This window comes from Terriglobia bacterium (assembly GCA_020072845.1).
In the GTDB taxonomy this organism is placed as follows: Bacteria; Acidobacteriota; Terriglobia; order Terriglobales; family Acidobacteriaceae; genus JAIQGF01.
Genome location: JAIQGF010000004.1, coordinates 47,957 through 69,683, shown reverse-complemented (window position 1 = coordinate 69,683; position 21,727 = coordinate 47,957). Strand labels below are relative to the sequence as shown.

The window sequence follows — 21,727 nt, the reverse complement described above, 5'->3', positions numbered from 1 at the left end:
ACTGACGTTGCAATCGGTTAATCGCCGGTTGCAGTCTGGGTGCGCGGGGGTGCAGGAACGCGCATGGGCGTGGCGGTCTTCTTCCGGTGCGCGGCCAGCAGGCGGTAGCCGAGCAGCAGGATCAGCGCGATGGCATAGTACTGCGGCTTGCGGACGTCGGCTTTCACCAGCCACCAGTAGTGGATCACGCCGGCGATGGCGCTGACATAGATCAGGCGGTGCAGCATCTGCCAGCGCTTGCCCAGGCGTCGGATCATGCCGGCGGTGGAGGTTGCAGCCAGCGGGATCAGCAACACGAAGGCAGTGAAGCCGATGGTGATGAACTTCCGCTTGCCGATGTCCTTCACCATCTCGTGCACGTCGAAAAATTTGTCCAGGAAGATGTAGGTGGTGAAGTGTAGCGCGGCGTAGAAGAAGGCGAACAGGCCGAGCATGCGGCGGAAGCGGATGAGCCAGTGCTGGCCGGTGAGCTTGCGCAGCGGCGTGATGCTGAGCGTCAGCATCAGGAAGATCAAGGTCCAGTCGCCGGTCGAGTGGGTAATGACCTCGATGGGATTGGCGCCCAGCATCTGCTGGTAGCCTTTCCACGCCAGGCGCGCCAGCGGGATAAGGGCGGCGAGGAATACAGCGGCTTTGAAGAGTTTCAGTTTCACTTTTCAGGTTTCACGTTTCACGTTTCACGCCACGCACGACAACGTGAAACGTGAAACTTCGAAACGCGGAACGTTTCAGTAATACTTCTTTAGATCCATTCCCGCGTACAGCGATGCAACCTGGTCGTAGCCGTTGAACATCAGCGTCGAGCGCTTGAAGAACTCGCCGATGCGGCGCTCTTTCGCCTGGCTCCAGCGCGGATGGTCCACGTTCGGATTCACATTCGAGTAGAAGCCGTACTCGTTGGACGCGGCCTTGTTCCACGCGGTCGCGGGCTGCTTGTCGGTGAAGCGGATGCGCACGATGGACTTGCAGCTCTTGAATCCGTACTTCCACGGCAGCACGATGCGCACCGGCGCGCCGTCTTGGTTGGGCAGCACCTCGCCGTAGAGGCCGAAGGTGAGCAGCGCCAGCGGGTGATTGGCTTCGTCGAGCCGCAGGCCTTCGGTGTAGGGCCAGTCGAGCACGCTGCGGCGTACGCCCGGCATTTGTGCGGGATCGTCGAGCGTGGTGAACTCGACGTACTTGGCGCTGCCCAGCGGCTGCACCTGGCTGACCAGCTTGCTGAAGGAATAGCCAACCCAGGGAATCACCATGGACCAGCCTTCAACGCAACGATGGCGATAGACGCGGTCTTCCAGCGTGGCCAGCTTGAGCAAGGAATCAATATCGAAGGTCCTGGGCTTCTGCACCATGCCTTCGACCTTCACCGTCCACGGGCGCGTACGGAAATTCTTGGCCAGTCCCGCGGGCTCGTACTTATCGGTGGAGAATTCGTAGAAGTTGTTGTAGTTGGTGATGTCCTTGTAGGGAGTCTGCTTCTCGTCGGTGCTGAACTGGCCCTTGACGACGCCGGGAAGCTTTTCACCCGCTTCGGCGCGCAGAGGGAAGGCCGCCCCGATCGCAGCCGCGCCGGCCAGCGTTGCAGCGCCTGCCAGGAACTTGCGGCGATCGAGGTAGAGTTTCTGACCGGTGATTTCCGAGGAGCGGATCTCTTCCGCCTTCTTGATCAGCATGACTGCCCCACACCTTTCATAAATCCTAGCACCTTCACGCTATGAGATGAAGTGCGGAGAGGGAAGTTACAGGCAGCGGATTCGTACGAAAGCACAACCATTTCCGATTGTCGATTGTCGATTGAAAACTCGACCCCTATGGCTCCGGAACGCTCAGAACGGGGCCAACTGCCCCGTCGTGGGCTCGGCTCAACAGTACCAGGGTTCGGTGAGATAGGGCACAGTGGCGCGTGACGCGATGGGAGGGAGATTCGGAAGCCGCGACGCCTCGCTGTTCGCGCTCGAGGCCGAGTGCGCTCCAACCATGTGGCGAACGCTTTCGAAGATGCTGCGGCGGCCGTGACCGGCGGCAGTGAGCGCCTGCACGCGGCGTTCGATCTCGCGCTGCAGCGCGTCAACCCGCGGATCAGGATGGTCCCAGCGGTAGCTGAGCGCGACCGCGTCGAATGGACCCACCATGCCGCGAACCTCGGGCAGTTCCAGCAAGCGCGAACCGGCGGGAATCAGCAGGCGGATGGCGAGTTGCACCGGGCTGACGTTCTCAACCAGGCCGAGGTCCGCGATGGTCACGAGCAGATCGCTGTAGCCCTCGAGCGTGATCCACGGTGTGAAGGCAACAAACGTCGGGGCGAGGGCAAGGCCGATGTCGCGGAACAGCGAGACGAGCCGGACGAAGTCGGCGCGCGTGTGCCCTTTGTCGAGGAGGGCGAGCGCGTGGTCGTCGAGCGACTCGACGGCGGTGGTCACGAAGCCGCAGCCGGTGTCGCGCAACACGGGAAGATGTTCGGCGTGCTTGAGCAGGTGCTCCACCTTGATGGTCACGTCGTAGGTAACGCGCGGAAATTCACGATGCAGCGCGCGCACCAGTTCCAGCCCGTGGGTGACGCCGTTGAAGAAGTCGGGATCGCCGAAGGTGATGTGTTCGGCGCCGGAGGCGATCTGCTGGCGGATGTCCTCGAGAACGATATCTCGTTGCACGATACGAAATTTGCCTTCGTACACGGGCACGATGGGGCAGTGGCGGCACAGGTGCTTGCAGCCGCGGCTCGCCTCGGTGTAGCCGACAGTGCGGAGGGCGCCGTTGGGCATGACCAGCCGGGCGTAATCCTGGAGCGGGGGCAAGCCGGTGCGGTCGGGAACGCGGAATTGCAGGCGATCGAGCGAGACGTCGGGTTGCGCCTGCGGCGGCAGCCGGCGGCCATTGCCGGCGATGGCGCGCGCGGCAGCCGCGAGGCCGGGCTCAAATTCGCCGCCGAAAATCGCGCCGACCCCCGCCGCGCGCAGGTGCGCGGCATTGAGCGGCGCGTAGAGGCCGTAAGCGCAGAGCTGCGCTGACGGGTTGAAGGCGCGCACTTTCCTGATCGCGCTGAGCGCGATGCGGGTCGCGGTGTGCATCGGGAGATAGAAGGCGATCAGGTCGGCAGCGCGGACGTGCTCCTCATTGAGGTCCTGTTGCGAGAGGTCGAGGCAGAAGACCTCGCCGCCTTCGGCGCGCAGCCAGGCGGCCGGGGAGGCGAGGCCGAAGGGCTGGCGGCCGAGTTCGTAGGTCGAGATGAGGAGAACTTTGACGCCTGACATGCGAACCCCTACGCCTGTGTCCATGGTAACGCAACGCGCGTTTTGGGCCGGAGCGACCCGCCTGGCAGTGGGGCGATTCGATACAATGCAGCGGTGAGCCGCCTGCTCCCATTGTTCCCGCTCGACCTGGTGTTGTTCCCCAACGTGGCGATGCCGCTGCATATTTTCGAGCCGCGCTACAAGGAAATGATCGGCGAGCTGCTGCAGTCGAAAGAGAAGTTCGGGGTGGTGCGCGCCACCGAGCAGGGCGTGGCCAGTGTGGGCTGCACGGCGGACATTGTCGCCGTCACCAAGCAGTATGAGGACGGGCGCATGGACATCGTCACCGAAGGGCGCGATCGCTTCGAGGTGATGGACATCAACACCGAGCGGAATTTCTATCGCGGGGAAGTGCTGTACTTCGTGGATGAGCCGGAGCCGCCGGCCCAGGACAAGAATGCCCGGCTCATCGAGATTCACGCTGAGGCCCTCACCCTGCTGGGAGCGACAGCCGAAGCGCCGCCGGCGGACGCAAAAGAACTTTCGTTCATGATCGCAGGCGCCATGCCGTTCGATCTGGATTTCAAGCAGACGCTGCTGGCGATGCGCTCGGAAGCGAAGCGCGTCGAGGCGGTGCTGGAGTACTACGAAACCATCCTGCCCAGCCTGCGTCGCGCGGTGAAAGCGCGGCGGAAGTCCGGGGGCAACGGGCATGTGTGAATAACAGTTTCCAGTTGCCAGTTTCTAGACCAGCTGGTCGATCTTGGCGGCCAGGATGAAATCGCTCTCCGTCAGGCCGTCAATCTTGTGCGTCCAGATGGTGATCTCGACCTTGCCCCATTTGAGCAGGATGTCGGGATGATGGCCTTGCTGCTCGGCGAGGTCGCCGATGCGGTTCACCAAGGCGAGCGCTTGCACGAAATCGGGAAAGGTGAATGCCTTGTGAAGGTGGTGCTCGTTGACCACCTCCCAACCGGGCAGCTTGCGCTTGATCGCTTCCAGATTTTTTCCCTTCAGTGCGGGGACGCCGCCGCGGCAGGGCACGCAGGTAAGGCTCGCGAGTTCCGACATGGCTCTCCTCCTGACATCCGGTTTAGAGGGTCGGGCGAGCGAAAGGTTGCAAAACCGTTCTCGGTTTTCGGTTTTCGGTTGGCGGTTTGCGGTTCGAGCCTTTCGCAATCGTTTGCGACGGGCACCGATAACCGGGAACCGACAACCGAGAACGATTTCGAACGCCAGGGTGTCACCATAACAACGCGCTGGCTCGATTATTCCGCGGCCTTGGCGAGGTGCAGGTCAAAGCCGGTTTTCGGCAGCAGCGAGGTCAGTTCGAAGACCTTGAAGCCGTCGCCGGTTATTTCCGTCTGGCGAAAGACGCCGGGCTCGACTTCCGACACCTGCCGGCGGCCTTCGAGGTTATCGAGAAAGTCCTGCGCGGCGCGCGTGTCGGGATTGGCGAATGACGCGGTGCGCACGATGTACGCTTCGGCGGCGTAGGAGCGCACCAGCTTGGGCCAATATTTCTCCAGCAGGTGAGTGCTGGCGAAGACGTCGGCCCAGATGATGCGTCCATTCACCGCCGCCACCACGCCCACCGCGTTGCGCGCGCGCAGCTCGCGGATCAGCCCCTGGTAATCGCGCTGCACCGGCGCGGCGATCTCGTCCACTTGCCGCTTAACCTCGGAATTGTCCATCACGCGGGCGTAGGAGGTGGTACCGGCGATCCCGGCAGCAACTGGCGCTCCGCCGGTCACGGCGACTGTTTCCTGTGCGGAACGTACTGAATCCCATACCGCCTGCTGGTTCTTGTCGGCCATCGCTTTACGACGCACGCTGGGCTGTGCCATCTGCGACGACATGCCCTTGAAATTGCTGCTCACCTCGGTCCAACGGCCGTGCTCGACGCAAAAAACGCTGAGATCGATGGGATCGCTGTGCGCGGGCACGAGGCGGTCCTTCCCGATGACGCGGTCCTGCTTGCCGCCGGTGACGATCTCGCCGGCAAGCAACAGCAGCGGCCGATTCGAGTTGTTGACCAGCACGAGGCGGTTGACTTCGCCACCGCCGACGGGAATCGGGCGCCCACCGCGGCGTACGAGAGGCTGAATGCGGCCGGCTTCGGTGACGATGACGTCGCCGGAGCGGAGGCCTTCGTCGAGGGTGAGGAATTCCGAGGTGTCGTGCGTGTAGGAGGCGACGACGGGAAAGATGGTGAGGTTACCGTGGCTGATCGGCGCCAGGACCCGGTAGCCGGAGCGAACTTCGCCGGCAAAGGTGGTGGCCAGCGACACGACGGCAAAAATAAAGATCGCAAGTTTGCGAGCCATGACCGTTCTCCTTAGCTGGAGCGGAGCTGGTGAGCTTTTCGCTCCTGCTCGAACGAAGAACGGCAGGGTACGCGGACCTTGCAGAAAAAATGAGCACGCGGGCGCACAACGCGGCAGGCAATGATTTGCTACCATCAGCCATTCTGATGAGCGGGAGTCCCCAATCCGCCCCGGCGCGTGCGCGACTTGCAGGCCTGGAGCCGCTGGTCGCGGAATTGTTTGAACGAAGCGGCGCCGCGCGCTACGGAATATCGCCGCCGGAATTCGAGCGCGTGCTGAACGCGATCGCCGCCAAGTACCTGCCGGCCGAAGCCGCGCTGGAAGAGACGCGCGAATTGTTGGTCACGCTGCGCGTGGAAGAGCTGGCGTTGGCGCGAGCCTGTGCTGCGGGGGACGAGCGCGCGTGGCAGGACTTCCTGACGAAATTTCGCGAGAAGCTGTATGACGCGGCGCTGGCCATCACCAAGGATGACGCGACCGGCCGCGAGCTGGCCGACTCGCTCTATGCCGACCTTTATGGCACGACGGCGCGCGATGGGCGGCGCGTGTCGAAGCTGGAGTCGTACACCGGGCGCGGTTCCCTGGAAGGATGGCTGCGCACCGTGCTGGCACAGGAATTCGTGAACCGGTATCGCCGGCAGCGCCGCCTGGTCAGCCTGGAGGAGAAGGACGAAGCCGGCGTGCAGTTCGCGGCGGCGGAGCCGGCTGCGATGGTTGCTGTCGATGCGCGCGTGGAGGCGGCGACCGATGAGGCGCTGGCGCTGTTGAGCGCGGAAGAGAGATTTGTGTTGTCGGCATATTTTCTCGATGGTCGGACGCTGGCCGAGATCGGACGCATGCTGGGCGTGCATGAGTCCACGGTCAGCCGAAAGCTGGAGAAAATCACGGCGGCGTTGCGCAAGCGGATCCGCAGCGGGTTGACGGCGCGCGGCATGAGCAAGCGACAGGCGGAAGAGGCGCTGGAGGCGGACGTCCGCGATGTCCGGGTGGATGTGCGCGCGCGGCTGGCGCAAGAATCGCCTCCGCCGGCGTTCTCCGGTGGGAACGAGCGCGCCGGGAGAAACGAATAGGATTGGAGTGAGATGAAGGACGTACCGAAATTCGTGCGGCAGAGGATGGTGCAGCCGGTGGGCGGAGATCATCCGGAGGCAAACCTGCTGGCAGCGTTTGCCGAGGGCGGGCTGACCGGGCGCGAGCGTGAACAGGTGCTGTCGCACCTGGGAAAATGCGCCACGTGTCGCGAAACGCTGGCGGTCGCGATCCCCGAGGTTAGCGCTGTGCAGCCGGCTGCGGCGCCGTCGGGCACGCGATGGTTGCGCTGGCCGATGTTGCGCTGGGCCGGAGTCGGCGCTGCCGTTGTGGTGGTCGCGGCAGCGGTAGTAATCCAAAGTTCGCGGCGCTCGGCGGAGGTTCAGCGACCGAGCCTGGCAGCACCGGCAGCGAAACCAGAGCAGGCGAAGGAGCCCGCAAAACCCGCAGTGGCCAATGAGGTTGCGCCGGTTTTGGCTGACCGCACGCCGAGAAAAGAGGTCGTCGCGGAGCGGGACATGCGGGCGAAGGCAGAAAGCAGGACAGACAAGAAGAAGGATGCAGCTGCCGGCCAGTTTGCGAATTCGAACTCCGCTCCTGCTCCGGCGCTGGCAAACAAGCTCGCGGAAATCAATGAGCCGGTGCAGTTGCAGGCGGCGACGGGATCGTACGCCGCGGCGCAGCCGGCGAGAGTGCAGCAACGTGGCTCTACGGTAGCTGGTGCGGGGGCTGCCGGTGCGGTAGCGATGGAGCAGAAGCAGCAGCAGCAGGCGGCTGCACCGGCGCCGAGCGCAAGCCAAACGGTCGAGGTTGTCCCGGATGCGGCGGCGGTACAGCAAGCGGATGTGGCTGCAGTACAGAAAGCGAAATCACAGGACAATGAGCGAGTCCAGTTCGGCCGCGTGAGCGGCTCGGCTGCGCCGCGAGCAGCCGAGGCACGGACAAAAGCGGGCGCGCCAAGTGGAGTGGCTCGGGACGCCATTGCTCCCTCCACCGCGACGGTGACCGGCGGACCGTTGATGAAAGCCGCAATCAGCATTCCGCCGCACTGGCGGCTCTCCTCGGAAGGGGCTCTCGAACGTTCCACCGATGCCGGACGGACGTGGCAGTTGGTGCGCGTGGCCGCGACACCTACAATCTTGCGCTCTTTCTCCTCACTCGGCCGCGACATCTGGGCAGGCGGCAGCGGTGGCGCGCTCTATCGTTCCGCCGACTATGGCCGGACATGGGCGCGGGTGACGGTGAAAGCCGGCGACAGGGTACTTGATTCCGACATCGTTCGCGTCGAGTTCACCGACGCGCAGCACGGGGCGCTGATGACGGTCTCGGGTGAGACGTGGATGACCAGCGACGCCGGCCTGACCTGGTCGGTAAGGCGGTGACCCCAGGAATTGTGACGCCGATCACGCAACTCTGCCCGCAGCGGCGGTTTTCCATTTGACAAGCACGCGATGTCACGTATTATTGTGACGAATATGACCTCGCTGACCCATCGCCATCATCACCATCACCACGGCGACAACGTGTCAGCGGAGGTTTGCGCTTAAGCAGTAAGCAATCCTAAGAAGATCAAGCCCGCTGGCACAGAGCCCGCGGGCTTTTTGTTTTTGCGAGGGAGACCATGGTGGAAATTGATTTCGACAAAATGCAGGGCCTGGCGCCGGCGATCGTGCAGGATGAGGCCAGCGGCGAGGTCCTGATGCTCGGGTTCATGAACCGGGAGGCGCTGCGGATGACGCTGGATTCCGGTTACGCGACCTTTTTCAGCCGCACCCGCGGCAAGCTGTGGAGGAAGGGCGAAACCTCCGGCAACCGCCTGAAGGTGACCGCCCTCACCACCGACTGTGACCAGGACTCGGTGCTGGTGCGCGTGCAGGTGGAGGGTGAGGGCAACGTCTGCCACGAAGGCACGCGGTCGTGCTTTACGCGGCCCTTGCCGCTGGCGAGCGAAGGCGGCGCACGATGAAAATCCAACTGGGAATTCCCAAAGGCAGCCTGCAGGAGGCAACCATCCAGTTGTTCGACCGCGCCGGCTTCAAGATTTACGCCAACGGGCGCTCGTATTGCGCCGGCACCGACGATCCGGAGATCGAATGCATGCTGATTCGCGCGCAAGAGATGGCGCGGTACGTCGAGCATGGCGCGCTGGATGCCGGGCTGACCGGCCGCGATTGGGTGATCGAAAGCGGCCTGGAGGTAATGACCGTCGCCGACCTGGTGTACGCCAAGCAGAGCCGCGGGAAAGTGCGCTGGGTGCTGGCCGCGCCGGAGGACTCGCCGTACCGGCGCCCGGAGGACCTGGCGAACTGCATCATCGCCACCGAATTGGTGAATGTGACGCGCAGCTATTTTGAGGCGCGCGGCATTCCGGTGAAGGTCGAGTTCTCCTGGGGCGCGACGGAGGTGAAGCCGCCGATGCTGGCCGACGCGATCGTCGAGGTGACCGAGACCGGCAGCTCGTTGCGGGCGAACCGCTTGAGGATCCTGGACACGGTGCTGGAATCGAATACGCAGCTCATCGCCAACACGCGCGCCTGGCAGGACGATGCCAAGCGGCAGAAGATCCAGAACGTCGCGCTGATGCTGTGCGGCGCCATCGCAGCGCAGGGCCGCGTCGGATTGATGCTCAACGTGCAGAAGGCGGATCTTGCCGGCGTGCTGGCCGTGCTGCCCGCGCTCAAGCGCCCTACCATTTCCGCGCTCTCCGATGACGAGTGGGTTGCGGTGAACACCATCATCGAAGAAGCGGTGGTCCGCGACGTGATTCCAAAGCTCAAAGCGGCCAACGCGCAGGGCATCGTCGAGTATCCGCTCAACAAGGTGGTGGTGTGATGCGGATGGTGCGTGGACGCGGTGTCAGGGCGCAAGTGGAGCGGCTTGCCGGACGCGCGCTTTCGGCGGATAGGTCCCTCGCAAGGAAAGTACAGCGCATTGTGACCGAGGTCCGCCGCCGCGGTGACGTCGCCGTGCGCGGCTACGCCGAGCGCTGGGACAGTCTGAGCGACGGTGCGGACCTGCAAGTGACAGGCGAAGAAATGAAGCAGGCGCTGCGTTCGGTAGCGCCGGAATTTCGCGCGGCTCTGGAGACAGCGGCGCGCAACATCCGCCGGTTTTGCCGGTGGCAGATGCCGCGGAATTTCATGCGCGAAATCCAGCCAGGAGTCTCGGTCGGGCAACTGATCCGCCCGGTGGATTCGGTCGGATGCTACGTCCCGGGCGGGCGGTACCCGCTGCCGTCCTCGTTGTTGATGACGGTGATCCCGGCGCAGGTCGCGGGCGTGCCGCGCATCGTAGTCGCATCGCCGCGGCCGGCCCAGGAAACCTTGGCGGCGGCGGCTCTGCTGGGAGTCGAAAATTTCTTTCGCATCGGAGGGGCGCAGGCGATTGCGGCGCTGGCGTACGGAACCGAGAGCGTGCCGCGCGTCAGCAAGATTGTCGGGCCGGGAAACCGTTTCGTGACCGAGGCGAAAAAGCAGGTGGCATTCGATTGCGCCATCGACATGCTCGCGGGTCCGACGGAAGTCGTCATCGTCAGCGGCGACGGCAATCCGGAATTCATCGCCGCTGACCTGGTGGCGCAGGCGGAGCACGATGCGGAGGCGGTCCCGATTTTCATTACGCCATCCGCGACGCTGGCGCGCGCGGTGCAAAAGGAAACTCGGCGCGCCGCGCGCGGCAACCGCACCGCCCAGGAATCGTTGCGGCGGAATGGCCTGATTGTGGTTGCCGCATCGGATGCGGAAGCGCTGGCGATCGCCAACCAGGTCGCTCCCGAGCACATCACGGTGTCACGCGAGGATGTGGCCGCGATCACCAACGCCGGTTCGGTGTTCGTCGGCGATTACTCGCCGCAGGCGTTCGGGGATTACGGCTGCGGTCCGAACCATGTGCTGCCGACCGGCGGCTCGGCCCGGTTTCGCGGCGGGCTGAGCGTCATGGATTTTGTAAAGCTCATCACCGTGCAGGAGGTGACGCGGCCCGGACTGGAGCGCGCCGCATCCGCCATTGAAAGGCTGGCGGCCGCCGAGGGCCTGGTCGCGCACGCGCAATCTGTGCGCGTGAGGTGCGCCCATGCTTAAGCCGGCTGATTCCATTACTCGCGTCAAGCAGTACCATCCGCCGCTCGGCGGACGCACCGGCCTGCGCCTGGATTTCAACGAGAACACCGCAGGTTGCTCGCCGCGCGTCATGGAGCGGCTCCACAACATCACGGCTGAGCAACTGACGCGTTATCCGGAGCGGGAGCCGGTGGAGCAGGTCGTGGCCGACTGGCTGGGGCTGCCGCCGGCCGAGGTGTTGCTGACCAACGGCGTGGATGAAGCCATTCATCTGCTGTGCGAGACGTATTTGCAAGCGGGCGACGAAGCCATCGTTGCCGTGCCCACGTTCGGCATGTACGAAGTGTACGCGTCAGCGACGGGAGCGACGGTCGCCACGGTGGCCGCAGGCGCAGCGTTCAACTTTCCTGCCGCCGGCGTGCTGGCGCACATTGCGCCGCGCACGCGCCTGATCGCCATCGCCAATCCCAATAACCCCACGGGCGCCGTCGCGCAGGCGGAGGATCTGCTCGCGATCGTGGAACGCGCCGCCGATGCCGCCGTGCTGGTCGATGAAGCGTACTTCGATTTCTACGGTCAGGGCCTGATTTCGGAAGTGAGCAGGCGCAAGAATTTGTTCGTCGCGCGAACGTTTTCTAAGGCGTATGGCATGGCAGGGTTGCGGATCGGGGTGCTGGCCGGGCCGGCGGCGCAGATGGCTGAGGTGCGGCGAATTGCGTCGCCGTACAACGTGAATGGCGTCGCGCTGGCGTGTTTGCCGGCGGCGCTGGAGGATCACGTGTATGTGCGCGCGTACGTGGAAAGCGTCCGCCGGGGACGTGCGCGGCTGGAAGCTGAACTGCGCGCGCTCGAGATCCCATTCTGGCCGAGCCAGGCCAACTTCGTGCTCGCGCAATTCGGCGCAGCGCACGAGAAGTTCGTCTCCGCCATGCGGCGCCGCGGCATTCTCGTGCGCGACCGCCATCACGATCCGGGCTGTGCGGGATGCGTGCGCATTACCGTCGGCACGGATGCGCACACCGATGAACTGATCGCAGCGTTGCGCGACTATGCCCGGCAGGGCAGTCGGGCGGCGGAGGTACCGGCATGAGAATAGCGAGGCTGCATCGCAAGACCAACGAAACCGACATCCGCGTGGTCCTGCGGCTGGACGGCGGCGGCCGCTACCGCGTTTCCACAGGAATCCGCTTTCTCGATCACATGCTGGAGCTGTTCGCGCGGCACGGCGGTTTCGACCTGGAGCTCACCGCCGTCGGTGACCTCGATGTGGACCAGCACCACACCGTTGAGGACGCAGGGATCGCGCTGGGGGAGGCCTTCAACACCGCACTGGGAGACAAGCGCGGCATTTTGCGCGCCGGATATTTCCTGATGCCGATGGACGAGACGCTGGGGCTGGCTGCCGTGGACTTCGGTGGGCGCTCGCACGCGGTGGTGGAGACGAAGGTGCGGACGCGGCTGGTCGGCGACCTGCAAGCGGAGCTGGTCCACGACTTCTTTGAAGGATTCGCTCGCGGGGCACGCGCCAATGTCCACCTGAAAGTGATGTATGGCCGCTCCAGCCACCACAAGATCGAGGCGCTATTCAAGGCGTTCGCGCGGGCGCTGCGCGTGGCCTGTTCGCGCGACCGGCGGCTGCGGCGCATGCTGCCCAGCACCAAGGGACTGTTGTGATAACCATCATCGATTACAAGGCCGGCAATCTGGCATCGGTGCAGAAAGCGTTCGCCTACCTCGGGTGTGTGACCGAGATCACCAGCGATCCGGAGGTGGTGGCGCGCGCCTCGCGGCTGGTGTTGCCCGGAGTCGGGAATTTTTCGGCCACGTCGGTCCTGGCGGAGTCGGGAGTTCGCCGGGCCATCGAGGACGCGATTGCCCGCGGCGTGCCGTTCCTGGGCATCTGCGTCGGCATGCAATGGCTGTTTGCGGGCAGCGAGGAAGCGCCTGGAGTCTGCGGTCTCGGAGCTTTTCCGGGCGCATGCGCGCGCTTTCCGGCGGGTGTGAAGGCGCCGCATGTGGGCTGGAATACGGTGCGTTGCGCGGCCGATTCACGCTTGCTGCGGGGCAGTGATGCCGAATTCTTCGTTTACTACACGCACTCGTATCGCGCGCCAGCCGGCAAGGGCACCGTGGGCTGCACCGAATACGGCGGCGAGTTTGCAGCGGTCGTCGAGCAGGACAATATTTTCGGCGTGCAGTTCCACCCGGAGAAATCGGCGGAAGCGGGACTGCGGCTGCTGGGGAACTTCCTGCAATGCTGACCAAGAGAATCATCGCATGCCTCGACGTGGACGCCGGCCGCGTGGTGAAGGGCACGCAGTTTCTCGATCTGCGCGATGCCGGCGATCCGGCCGAGTTGGCGGCCGCGCATGCCGCCGGGGGCGCGGATGAAATTGTTCTGCTCGACATCACCGCCACGCACCAGCGCCGGGGCACGCTGCTGGAAACCGTCCGCCGGACGGCGCGCGAACTGTTCGTTCCTTTTACGGTTGGCGGCGGTATCGGTTCGCTGGACGAAGCCTCGGCCGTGTTCGATTCCGGCGCCGACAAGATCGCCATCAACTCCGCCGCCGTGCGCCGGCCGGAGCTGATCACGGAAATTGCCGGCCGGTTCGGGTCGCAAGCCGTGGTCGTCGCCATCGATGCCAAGGCGCACGGTGACGGCCATCACCAGGTCCATGTCTCTGGCGGACGGACGCCGGTCAACCGCACGGCGGTGGATTGGGCGCGCGAGGCGGAACAGCGCGGGGCGGGCGAGATCCTGCTCACGTCCATGGACCGCGACGGCACGCGCGCCGGGTTCGATTGCGAACTCACGGCTGGCATCGAATCGGCGGTGTCGATTCCGGTGATCGCCTCCGGCGGAGCGGGGTGCGTGGCGCATTTTGTCGAAGTGTTCCAGGCGGGCCGCGCCGACGCCGCTTTAGCCGCCTCGATTTTCCACTTTGGCATCCACGACATTCGCCAGCTCAAGCAGGAGTTGCAAGCCGCCTCGATCCCGGTGAGGTTTCCGTGCTGATCCCTTCGATTGACCTGATGGGTGGGAAGATCGTCCAGTTGGTCCAGGGAGAGCGGAAGGCGCTGGAGTTCTCCGATTTCGATGCCTGGATCGAGCGCTTCGCCGGCTATCCGATGGTGCAGTTGATCGACCTGGACGCGGCAATCGGAACCGGCAGCAACCGCGATCTGCTGACGCGGTTCACGTCGCGCCTGCCATGCCAGGTCGGCGGAGGTATTCGCAGCGTGGAAGCAGCGCAGGAGGCCCTGGCTGCCGGGGCGCGAAAGATCATCGTCGGCTCGGCCCTGGTGCGGGGCAACGACGTGAACACCGCGTTCGCCGCGGAACTGGCGCAAGCCGTCGGCGCCGACCGGGTTATCGCGGCGCTCGATTCCCGGGGCGGCAAAGTCGCGGTGCACGGGTGGCGTGAACTCGCGGCCATGACACCGGTCACGATGTTGCGTGAAGTGGAACCTTACTGCGGCGGGTTTCTGTACACCCACATCGAGACCGAGGGGCTGATGCAGGGCATCCCGCTCGACGTGGTACGCGAATTGCGCCGCGCCACCTCGCGCCAGTTGATCGTCGCCGGCGGCATTTGTTCGCAGGAAGAAGTGGATGTGCTGGACGCGATGCGGGTGGATGCCGTGGTCGGCATGGCCATCTACACCGGCCGGATGAAGGCCTGATTTGTGAAGCGCTCGTAGCCGCGGGCTCATCTTCTTTATACTCGTGTGTTCCGAGGAGAGAGGATGGTCCACGGCTTGCGGTCCAGTCTGATTAGTCTTGTGTTGTTGTTGTCGCTCGCCTGCGGCTTGGCGGCTGCGCAAGAAATTCCTCCCCAGGACCGCGGTTCTGACGCGCTGGCGCAGATGTTCGCGCGCCTGCGCAGCACCGCACGCCTGCTGCACACCACCGCACATCCGGACGACGACGACGGCAGCATGCTGGTATACGAATCGCGCGGCCAGGGCACCGAGACGGTGATGCTGACCCTGAACCGCGGCGAGGGCGGACAGAACAAGTTCGGCGCCGCGCTGCTGGACGAACTCGGCATCCTGCGCACGCTCGAGCTGCTCGAAGCCGACCGGTTCTACGGTGTCGAGCAGCGCTTCACGCGGGTTGCGGATTTCGGTTTTTCCAAGTCATCGGAAGAGACTTTCGAGAAATGGGGCGGGCACGACACGGCGCTGGCCGACGTGGTGCGCGTGATCCGCACCTTCAGGCCGGACGTAATCGTCTCGCGATTTGACGGCAGCGGGCGCGACGGCCACGGTAATCACCAGGCCGCGGGCATTCTGTCGCGCGAAGCATTTCGCGCTGCCGCCGATCCCAACCGGTTTCCCGAGCAGATCCGGGAAGGCCTGCGGCCGTGGCAGGCGAAGAAGCTGTACATCGGAAACGTGCGCGGGGAAGACAACCCGAACCTGCGGTTGAACGTCGGCACCTACGACCCGCTCCTGGGCATGTCGTACGCGCAGTTTGCCACCGAGGGATTGAGGCACCAGATGTCGCAGGGAGTCGGCGGTTTCTACAATGCGCCGGGCAATCTTTTCCGCACCTACAAGCTGGTGGATTCGGTGCTTCCTGCGGCCACCGGAACCGAAAGCAGCTTCTTCGACGGCGTTGACACCACGCTGCCCGGGCTTGCTTCGCGGCTGGGAAGTGAGGAAGCGAAGGCGCCATTCCTGCGTCCTGCACTGGCAGCGATCGCTAAGAAGGTGGACGACGCCGTGGCGGTGTTCAAGGTGAACGATCCGTCGACCTCGGCGCCGCCGCTGCTGAACGGGCTCCAGCAACTTGAGACACTGATCCCGCAGGTCAACGGGGCGCAACTTTCGCCCGCTACCAAGGCCAGCGTATTGACCGAGCTGCGGACCAAGCGAAATCAATTTCAGGAGGCGGTCAACTTCGCACTCGGCATGGAACTGGATGCCTCGGTTGACCCCGAGCGGCAGCAATCGTTCCTGGGATTTTTCCGGCATGAAGAGAAGGAAGAGCAGCAGGAAGAGACGTTCCTGATGGCGGTGCCGGGGCAGACGTTCACGGTCACGGCGCGGCTCTACAATCGAGGCCGGCAGACGGTGACGGCGAAGGACATCGAGTTGGAGGTGCCGGCGGGATGGCAGGCGGCGAAGCTGAAATCCGACCTGCGCACGCTGGTTTCCAACGATCAGGCTTGGGCGCAATTTCGCGTCACCGTGCCGAGTGATGCGCGTTACACGCGGCCGTACTGGCACCGCGAAAACCCGCAGCAGGCGGTCTACACGATCGACGATCCCACAGACGCAACCCTGCCGCTGCCGCCGCCGCCGCTGCGCGCGCGGGCGGTGTACGAGATCGCCGGCGCACAGAGCGAGATCGCTGCGCCGGTGCTGGTGAAGTACGTTGATCCGACCTACGGCCAGTCCCAGCGGCCGCTCGCAGTGGGCCCACCGCTTTCGGTCGAAGTGGATCCGCCGGTGCAGGTCACATCCACCCACCGCAGCGGTCCGATCTCGGTGACGGTCGGCGTGCGCAACGACGTGAATGGCGCGGCGCGCGGCACGGTGCGCTTGCAGGCGCCGGTGGGATGGCGCGTCACGCCGCAATCGCAGCCGGCGGATTTCACGGCCGCGGGCGGCTCTAAGAATTTTGCTTTTGATGTCACGCCGGGCGAGTTGCGCGAGGGTGTGGTCACACTGCAGGCCGTGCTCGACCACGAGGGCAAGCAGTACAAGGAAGGCTATGAGATCATCGGCCGGCACGACATCGGCGATTTCTACTATTACCGCCCAGCGGTGCAGAAGATCAGCGCCGTCAATGTGGTGGTGCCTGCGGACCTGCGTGTCGGCTACGTGATGGGCGCGGGCGACGAAATCCCGACCGTGCTGCAGCAACTGGGGGTGCGCGTCGAGATCATCACGCCCGCCGAACTGGCTGCGGGCAATCTCAGCCGCTTCCACACTGTGGTGCTCGGCATCCGCGCCTACGACGTGCGCACTGATGTTCGCGAGTACAACCGGCGCCTGCTCGATTACGTCCACAACGGGGGAACGCTGATCGTGCAGTACAACGCCTCCATCGGCGTGTTTAACTCCGGCCACTTCACGCCCTATCCCGCATCGCTGAGCAACGAGCGCGTGACGGTGGAGGAAGCGCCGGTGCAGATTCTCGATACCGCGAACCCCATCTTCCACTCTCCCAACCCCATTGCGGCGAGCGACTTCGCCGGGTGGGTACAAGAGCGCGGCTTATATTTCATGAGCTCGTGGGACCCGCAATTCAAGCCGCTGCTGGCCTCGCACGATCCCGGCGAGCCGCCGCGCGAGGGCGGCTTGCTGGTCGCGCCCTACGGCAAGGGACTGTACATCTACACCGGTTACGCGTTCTTCCGGCAACTGCCGGCGGGAGTGCCGGGGGCGGTGCGACTGTTCGTCAACCTGCTGAGCGCGAGCGCCGCACAGCAGAAAGTGAGCGGCGGCACCATCGGCGGTGACGCCAGCGGACATGGAAAATGACCGCGAGCTGATTCGCGGGGTCGGCCTGGTCAACGCCACGGCCCTGAACATGATTGACATGATCGGGGTGGGGCCGTTCATCACCATGCCGCTGATCGTCAGCGCGATGGGCGGCCCGCAGGCGATGCTGGGCTGGATTCTGGGCGCCTTCTTCGCCATGTGTGACGGCCTGGTCTGGGCCGAACTCGGCGCCGCGCTGCCGGGCTCGGGCGGTTCGTACCGCTACCTGAAGGAAATCTACGGGCCGCAACGTCTCGGGCGGCTGCTCTCCTTCCTGTTTATCTGGCAGCTCTCGTTCAGCGCGCCGCTCTCCATTGCGTCGGGGTGCATCGGCCTGGCGCAGTACGGCAGCTATTACTGGCCGGCGCTGGAGCGCACGCTTGCCGGCCACGATTTCCGCCTGGTACTGCCGCTGCTGGGCCCGCTGGAGGCGCGCGTGGTGGTCACTGCCGGAACGTTGGTCGCCATCGCCGGCGTCATCGCCGCCGTCCTGTTGCTGTACCGCAAAATCACCGTTGTCGGGTGGATCTCGCGCCTGCTTTGGGTTGGCGTCATCGGCACCGTTCTTTGGATCATCTTCGCCGGTCTGACCCACTTCGACGCCGCGCGCGCCTTCAGCTTCCCGGCGGGTGCGTTCCACCTGTCGCCGGAATTTTTCCTGGGACTCGGCTCCGCCATGCTGGTCGCGACCTACGACTATTGGGGCTACTACAACATTTGCTTTCTCGGCGGGGAAGTGAAGGACCCGGGGCGCACGATTCCGCGCGCGCTTCTGCTTTCCATCGCCCTGGTCGCCTGCCTTTACGTGGTGATGAACATCAGCATTGTGGGCGTGCTGCCCTGGCAGGAATTGCAGTCGGCGGCACATTCGGGAACGCGCTTCTACGTGGCGTCCACGTTCATGGAGAGGATTTACGGCCCGTGGGCGGCGCGGTTGGTGACGGTGCTGATCATGTGGACGGCGTTCGCGTCGGTGTTTTCGCTGCTGCTTGGCTACTCGCGTGTTCCTTACGCGGCGGCGCTCGACGGCAACTACTTCCGGGCGTTCGCGCGCCTGCATCCCAAGGGAAAATTTCCCCACATTTCGATGCTGGCGCTGGGGGCGGTTGCGATTGCCGCCTGCTTTCTGCGGTTGGCCGACATCATTGCCGCCCTGGTGGTCATCCGCATCATGATCCAGTTCTTGTTCCAGACCGTGGGCGTAATCGTGCTGCGCGTGCGGCGTCCCGACCTGCCGCGGCCGTTCCGCATGTGGCTCTATCCGGTGCCCGCGCTGCTGGCGACGATGGGATTCCTGTTTGTGCTGGTGGAAAGAAAAAATTTCCTGAAGGAAATCCGGTACGCGGTGGTTCTCTTGATCGCCGGTATCGTGGTGTACATGGTGCGCTCGCTGCGGCGGAAGGAATGGCCCTTTGGCAAGCAGGGGACCTAAAGCCCAACGCCCAACGCCCAACGCCTACTTCCTAATTTCAGGCTTCGGCCACAAGTTCGTAAGCGGATGTGATCTCGAATGCCGGACGCAGGCTGCGGTACACCGGGCACTTGTCTTTGTAAACCGAGTGCACGCGCTCCACGGTGTCACGCACGTCCTCGGCGGCCTTGAGCAGGAAGCGCACGTGCACGCGGCGGATGACCAGCACTTTGTCATCGGACTCCTCGATTTCGCCCCTGACTTCGGCAATCAGGCGGCCATGCTTGGCATCGATTTGGCGCGCATCCAGCGCACCGGCAAATGTGCCGAGCATTCAACCGCCCAGCCCGGCGACCACGTAGTCGATGGTCGCGGCATGCGATTCCTTCAGCCGGGCGGGGTCGAGTCCATAGTGCTTGGCAATGGCGCCGTGCACGCTGAAGCTGACCGGCTGCGATTCGCCCGGGAGTTCCGCCACGCGCAAGGGCCCCGACTTCCGCTCAATCTTCACATTCGATACATAGACCACTTCGCCCATGGTTCACCTCGCAACGTATCAACGCGCGCTGTGACTCGGCCGCACACGCCATCGGTGCGGCGTTGGGCCTCACAGCACGCGAGCGGACCGGCCGATTATGTCTTCGGCGGGCTGTTCTTGAGCATAAAGATGGAGCCCCGTCCCAACTCGACCTCGCGCTTCTTGCAGACGACCGCCATCTGCCCAGGGTCGTCCACCTTCTCCACGCTGCAATCCGAAGGCACGGGCACGAAATTGGTTGACGAGCCTCCGCACGCGGATAGGCCGCCGCGGTTGAGGTTGGGCCCGCAGGCGGACGAATCGGTGCTGCCCAGCGCCTGTAATCGCTCGAGGGTGGCGTTCAGGGGAATGCTGACGTCCTTCCACTCAGCCTTGTCCACGACGAAGCCGAGCGCCGCCGGCTCGTTGCCGCTACGCTTGTGTGCGACGGCAATCTTGCCGGAAAGCTTGGCGCCGGACGGAATCAACACCGAGCCGTCGGCGGCGAGGATGTCCTCAGTCACGACCAGCCGTACATCCTGGCCGGCGTGGGAGCGGCGGGACGTGATTTCCTTTTTCAATTCGGCCAAGATCGTTACCGGACCGGGCGCCGCCGGCGGGGCCTGCAGCAGCAGCGCCAGGATGAACAGGGCAGTGGCCATGGTTCTACCTCCGGGGCCGTCATTATGAACCTAAATGCCCGCAGAGGAACTCACAAAAAATGAGCGCCGGCTCGCCGCCTTGGGCCGAAAAGCTTGCTTGCCTTCCGGGAGCTTCCCGGAGCAGAATTCACCACCCGCACATTTGTCAGGAGGATGGCAAAATGGCAAGGAATCCCCGCGCGCGCGTGTGGCTGCTCTGGTGTGGCCTGCTGCTCTGGGCCGCCGCTCTCAGTGCCTCGGCGCAAGACCCACCGAAACCTGCAAAGGCAGTACCAGTCAAGAAGATGAGCACCGTGCACCGCGCCGCAGCGGGCAAGGTCCGCACCTACTACATCGCCGCCGACGAGGTGGAGTGGGACTATGCGCCCAGCAACCAAGACCACATGAACGACGGCGGAAAGTTTGACGCCTACGGAAAGATCTTTGTCGAACAAGGCAAGAATCGCATCGGCAAGGTCTACCTCAAAGCCGTGTATCGCGAGTACACCGACGGCACGTTCGCAACCCTGAAGAAACGTCCTCCGGAGTGGGAACACCTGGGCCTGATGGGGCCGCTGATCCGCGCCGAGGTTGGCGACACGATCAAAATTCTCTTCCGCAATAACACGTCGAACCCCTACGGCATGCACCCGCATGGCGTGTCCTACAAGAAAGACTCGGAGGGGGCGCCGTATCCGGGGTTGACCATGCAGCAGAGCGGTCTGGTGCCGCCTCACGAGACCCACACCTACACCTGGGAGGTGCCGGAGCGCGCCGGTCCGGGCCCGAATGATCCCAGCTCGATCGTGTGGTTGTATCACTCGCACAACTACGAGCCCAAGGACGTGAATGCCGGGCTGATAGGTGCGTTAGTGATTACGCGCAAGGGCATGGCGCGCGCCGACGGCAGCCCCAAGGACGTGGACCGCGAGTTTGCTGTGCTATTCATGATCATTGACGAGAACCAGTCGCAGTACGAGCAACACAACATAGATACGTACGCCGGCGATCCCAAGTCAGTCGAAAAGCTGGAGCTTGTTCCCGCCGACCCCGATGGCAACGCGCACCTGGTGCTGGGCAAGGGCTTTGCCTTGGTGAATCACAAGTTCACGATCAACGGGTATTTGTACGGCAACGGGCCGATGATGACCATGAAAGTCGGCGAACACGTGCGCTGGTACCTGCTCGCGATGGGTGATGGCTTCAACTTCCACACGCCGCACTGGCACGGGAACGTGGTCACGGTGAACGGGCAGCGCACCGACATCCTGCCGCTATCGCCGGCTACGTTCGTCACCGCCGACATGGTGCCGGATAATCCCGGCATTTGGATGTTTCACTGTCACGTCTCCGACCACATGACCGGCGGCATGACCACGCATTACCAGGTATTGCCGTGAGGTCCGCAGCATGGCCGACAAACTAGAGAAACCCGACGCGGAATGGCGCAAGCAGCTTTCGCCCGAGCAGTACCACGTGACCCGCGAACATGGCACCGAGCGGGCTTTTACCGGCGAGTACTGGAACCGCAAGGACCCGGGGGTGTACGCCTGCGTCTGCTGCGGCGAGCCGCTCTACAGCTCCGAGACCAAGTTCGACTCGGGCACGGGATGGCCGAGCTTCTACGCGCCGGTGAAGGAAGAGAGCATTGGGACGGTGACCGACCGCAGTTTTGGCATGGCGCGGACCGAAGTGCGCTGTGCCCGCTGCGAGGCCCACCTGGGTCATGTTTTTCCGGACGGGCCGGCGCCTACCGGCATGCGTCACTGCATCAACTCCGCCGCCCTGAAGTTCATACCCCCGCCGGAAAAGAAGATAAGTTGAGGCGCTTAGCGGGCGTGAGCGAAGCGGGAGCCCGCTGCCGAAATCCCGAGCGCAGCGAGGGACTTATCCAGTCACAGCTCCGGCCTGCTTTCAGCCGCAGCGTGCTCGAACAGCGGCGCTTCGCGGGCGCGCCGCTCTCACCGTGAACGCAAATTTTCGATGCGTGCGATAAAAAAAAACCACCCCAGCCGCCGC

23 protein-coding genes are annotated in these 21,727 nt (G+C 64.1%); 15 read left to right on the top strand and 8 right to left on the bottom strand.

Features of this window, described 5'->3' with window-relative positions; all coding sequences use genetic code 11:
* Positions 1-17 precede the first annotated feature (17 nt).
* The 3 genes from LAN70_03650 to LAN70_03640 form a co-directional block, all read right to left on the bottom strand.
* On the bottom strand, positions 18-569 hold the full coding sequence (locus tag LAN70_03650; protein ID MBZ5510242.1) for a sulfoxide reductase heme-binding subunit YedZ: 552 nt from the start codon (positions 567-569) through the stop codon (positions 18-20).
* Positions 570-728: 159 nt separating this feature from the next.
* Positions 729-1,670: a protein-methionine-sulfoxide reductase catalytic subunit MsrP gene (gene msrP / locus LAN70_03645; GenBank protein MBZ5510241.1), complete on the bottom strand. Its 942-nt coding sequence runs from the start codon at positions 1,668-1,670 to the stop codon at positions 729-731.
* 189 nt (positions 1,671-1,859) lie between these two features.
* Positions 1,860-3,248 carry a radical SAM protein gene (locus tag LAN70_03640; protein MBZ5510240.1) on the bottom strand — a complete coding sequence of 463 codons (1,389 nt, stop codon included), beginning with the start codon at positions 3,246-3,248 and terminating at the stop codon, positions 1,860-1,862.
* Between the two features lie 93 nt (positions 3,249-3,341).
* Between LAN70_03640 and LAN70_03635 the strand changes: the two genes are divergently transcribed.
* Positions 3,342-3,947, top strand: coding sequence for an LON peptidase substrate-binding domain-containing protein (locus LAN70_03635; GenBank protein ID MBZ5510239.1), 606 nt, complete (start codon positions 3,342-3,344; stop codon positions 3,945-3,947).
* Positions 3,948-3,971: 24 nt separating this feature from the next.
* Here LAN70_03635 and LAN70_03630 read toward each other — a convergent pair whose 3' ends face one another.
* Both LAN70_03630 and LAN70_03625 read right to left on the bottom strand, forming a co-directional pair.
* Positions 3,972-4,298: a 4a-hydroxytetrahydrobiopterin dehydratase gene (locus LAN70_03630; protein ID MBZ5510238.1), complete on the bottom strand. Its 327-nt coding sequence runs from the start codon at positions 4,296-4,298 to the stop codon at positions 3,972-3,974.
* A 197-nt stretch (positions 4,299-4,495) separates the two neighbouring features.
* A complete protein-coding gene (locus tag LAN70_03625; GenBank protein MBZ5510237.1) occupies positions 4,496-5,554 on the bottom strand; it encodes a hypothetical protein in 1,059 nt (352 codons plus the stop codon).
* 215 nt (positions 5,555-5,769) lie between these two features.
* Here LAN70_03625 and LAN70_03620 point away from each other — a divergent pair, with 215 nt between their 5' ends.
* From LAN70_03620 to LAN70_03565, 12 genes are all read left to right on the top strand, one after another.
* Entirely contained in the window at positions 5,770-6,624 is an 855-nt protein-coding gene (locus LAN70_03620; GenBank protein ID MBZ5510236.1) for a sigma-70 family RNA polymerase sigma factor, read from the top strand.
* A 12-nt stretch (positions 6,625-6,636) separates the two neighbouring features.
* Positions 6,637-7,965: a zf-HC2 domain-containing protein gene (locus LAN70_03615; protein MBZ5510235.1), complete on the top strand. Its 1,329-nt coding sequence runs from the start codon at positions 6,637-6,639 to the stop codon at positions 7,963-7,965.
* 239 nt (positions 7,966-8,204) lie between these two features.
* Entirely contained in the window at positions 8,205-8,549 is a 345-nt protein-coding gene (hisI, locus tag LAN70_03610) for a phosphoribosyl-AMP cyclohydrolase (protein ID MBZ5510234.1), read from the top strand.
* Entirely contained in the window at positions 8,546-9,415 is an 870-nt protein-coding gene (hisG, locus tag LAN70_03605; GenBank protein ID MBZ5510233.1) for an ATP phosphoribosyltransferase, read from the top strand. The genes hisI and hisG overlap by 4 nt, the downstream gene beginning before the upstream one ends.
* Positions 9,415-10,662, top strand: a complete 1,248-nt coding sequence (gene hisD, locus LAN70_03600) for a histidinol dehydrogenase (protein MBZ5510232.1) — start codon at positions 9,415-9,417, stop codon at positions 10,660-10,662. Before hisG ends, hisD begins: the two co-directional genes overlap by 1 nt.
* On the top strand, positions 10,655-11,731 hold the full coding sequence (gene hisC, locus LAN70_03595; GenBank protein MBZ5510231.1) for a histidinol-phosphate transaminase: 1,077 nt from the start codon (positions 10,655-10,657) through the stop codon (positions 11,729-11,731). Before hisD ends, hisC begins: the two co-directional genes overlap by 8 nt.
* Complete coding sequence (hisB, locus tag LAN70_03590; protein MBZ5510230.1) at positions 11,728-12,315, top strand: imidazoleglycerol-phosphate dehydratase HisB; 588 nt, start codon at positions 11,728-11,730, stop codon at positions 12,313-12,315. The genes hisC and hisB overlap by 4 nt, the downstream gene beginning before the upstream one ends.
* Positions 12,312-12,902: an imidazole glycerol phosphate synthase subunit HisH gene (gene hisH / locus LAN70_03585; protein ID MBZ5510229.1), complete on the top strand. Its 591-nt coding sequence runs from the start codon at positions 12,312-12,314 to the stop codon at positions 12,900-12,902. The genes hisB and hisH overlap by 4 nt, the downstream gene beginning before the upstream one ends.
* Positions 12,896-13,660, top strand: coding sequence for an imidazole glycerol phosphate synthase subunit HisF (gene hisF / locus LAN70_03580; GenBank protein ID MBZ5510228.1), 765 nt, complete (start codon positions 12,896-12,898; stop codon positions 13,658-13,660). The genes hisH and hisF overlap by 7 nt, the downstream gene beginning before the upstream one ends.
* Positions 13,654-14,328, top strand: a complete 675-nt coding sequence (locus LAN70_03575) for a 1-(5-phosphoribosyl)-5-[(5-phosphoribosylamino)methylideneamino] imidazole-4-carboxamide isomerase (protein ID MBZ5510227.1) — start codon at positions 13,654-13,656, stop codon at positions 14,326-14,328. The genes hisF and LAN70_03575 overlap by 7 nt, the downstream gene beginning before the upstream one ends.
* Before the next feature lie 99 nt (positions 14,329-14,427).
* Positions 14,428-17,139 carry a PIG-L family deacetylase gene (locus tag LAN70_03570; GenBank protein ID MBZ5510226.1) on the top strand — a complete coding sequence of 904 codons (2,712 nt, stop codon included), beginning with the start codon at positions 14,428-14,430 and terminating at the stop codon, positions 17,137-17,139.
* Positions 17,129-18,571 carry an APC family permease gene (locus tag LAN70_03565; protein ID MBZ5510225.1) on the top strand — a complete coding sequence of 481 codons (1,443 nt, stop codon included), beginning with the start codon at positions 17,129-17,131 and terminating at the stop codon, positions 18,569-18,571. Before LAN70_03570 ends, LAN70_03565 begins: the two co-directional genes overlap by 11 nt.
* Before the next feature lie 37 nt (positions 18,572-18,608).
* Here the strand turns inward: LAN70_03565 and LAN70_03560 are convergent, their stop codons facing one another.
* The 3 genes from LAN70_03560 to LAN70_03550 form a co-directional block, all read right to left on the bottom strand.
* Complete coding sequence (locus LAN70_03560) at positions 18,609-18,884, bottom strand: OsmC family protein (GenBank protein MBZ5510224.1); 276 nt, start codon at positions 18,882-18,884, stop codon at positions 18,609-18,611.
* Positions 18,885-19,088, bottom strand: coding sequence for a hypothetical protein (locus tag LAN70_03555; protein MBZ5510223.1), 204 nt, complete (start codon positions 19,086-19,088; stop codon positions 18,885-18,887).
* A gap of 95 nt (positions 19,089-19,183) precedes the next feature.
* On the bottom strand, positions 19,184-19,729 hold the full coding sequence (locus LAN70_03550; GenBank protein MBZ5510222.1) for a hypothetical protein: 546 nt from the start codon (positions 19,727-19,729) through the stop codon (positions 19,184-19,186).
* A 161-nt stretch (positions 19,730-19,890) separates the two neighbouring features.
* Between LAN70_03550 and LAN70_03545 the strand changes: the two genes are divergently transcribed.
* Positions 19,891-21,108: a multicopper oxidase domain-containing protein gene (locus tag LAN70_03545; GenBank protein ID MBZ5510221.1), complete on the top strand. Its 1,218-nt coding sequence runs from the start codon at positions 19,891-19,893 to the stop codon at positions 21,106-21,108.
* A gap of 10 nt (positions 21,109-21,118) precedes the next feature.
* On the top strand, positions 21,119-21,532 hold the full coding sequence (gene msrB, locus LAN70_03540) for a peptide-methionine (R)-S-oxide reductase MsrB (protein MBZ5510220.1): 414 nt from the start codon (positions 21,119-21,121) through the stop codon (positions 21,530-21,532).
* Positions 21,533-21,727: the final 195 nt, after the last annotated feature.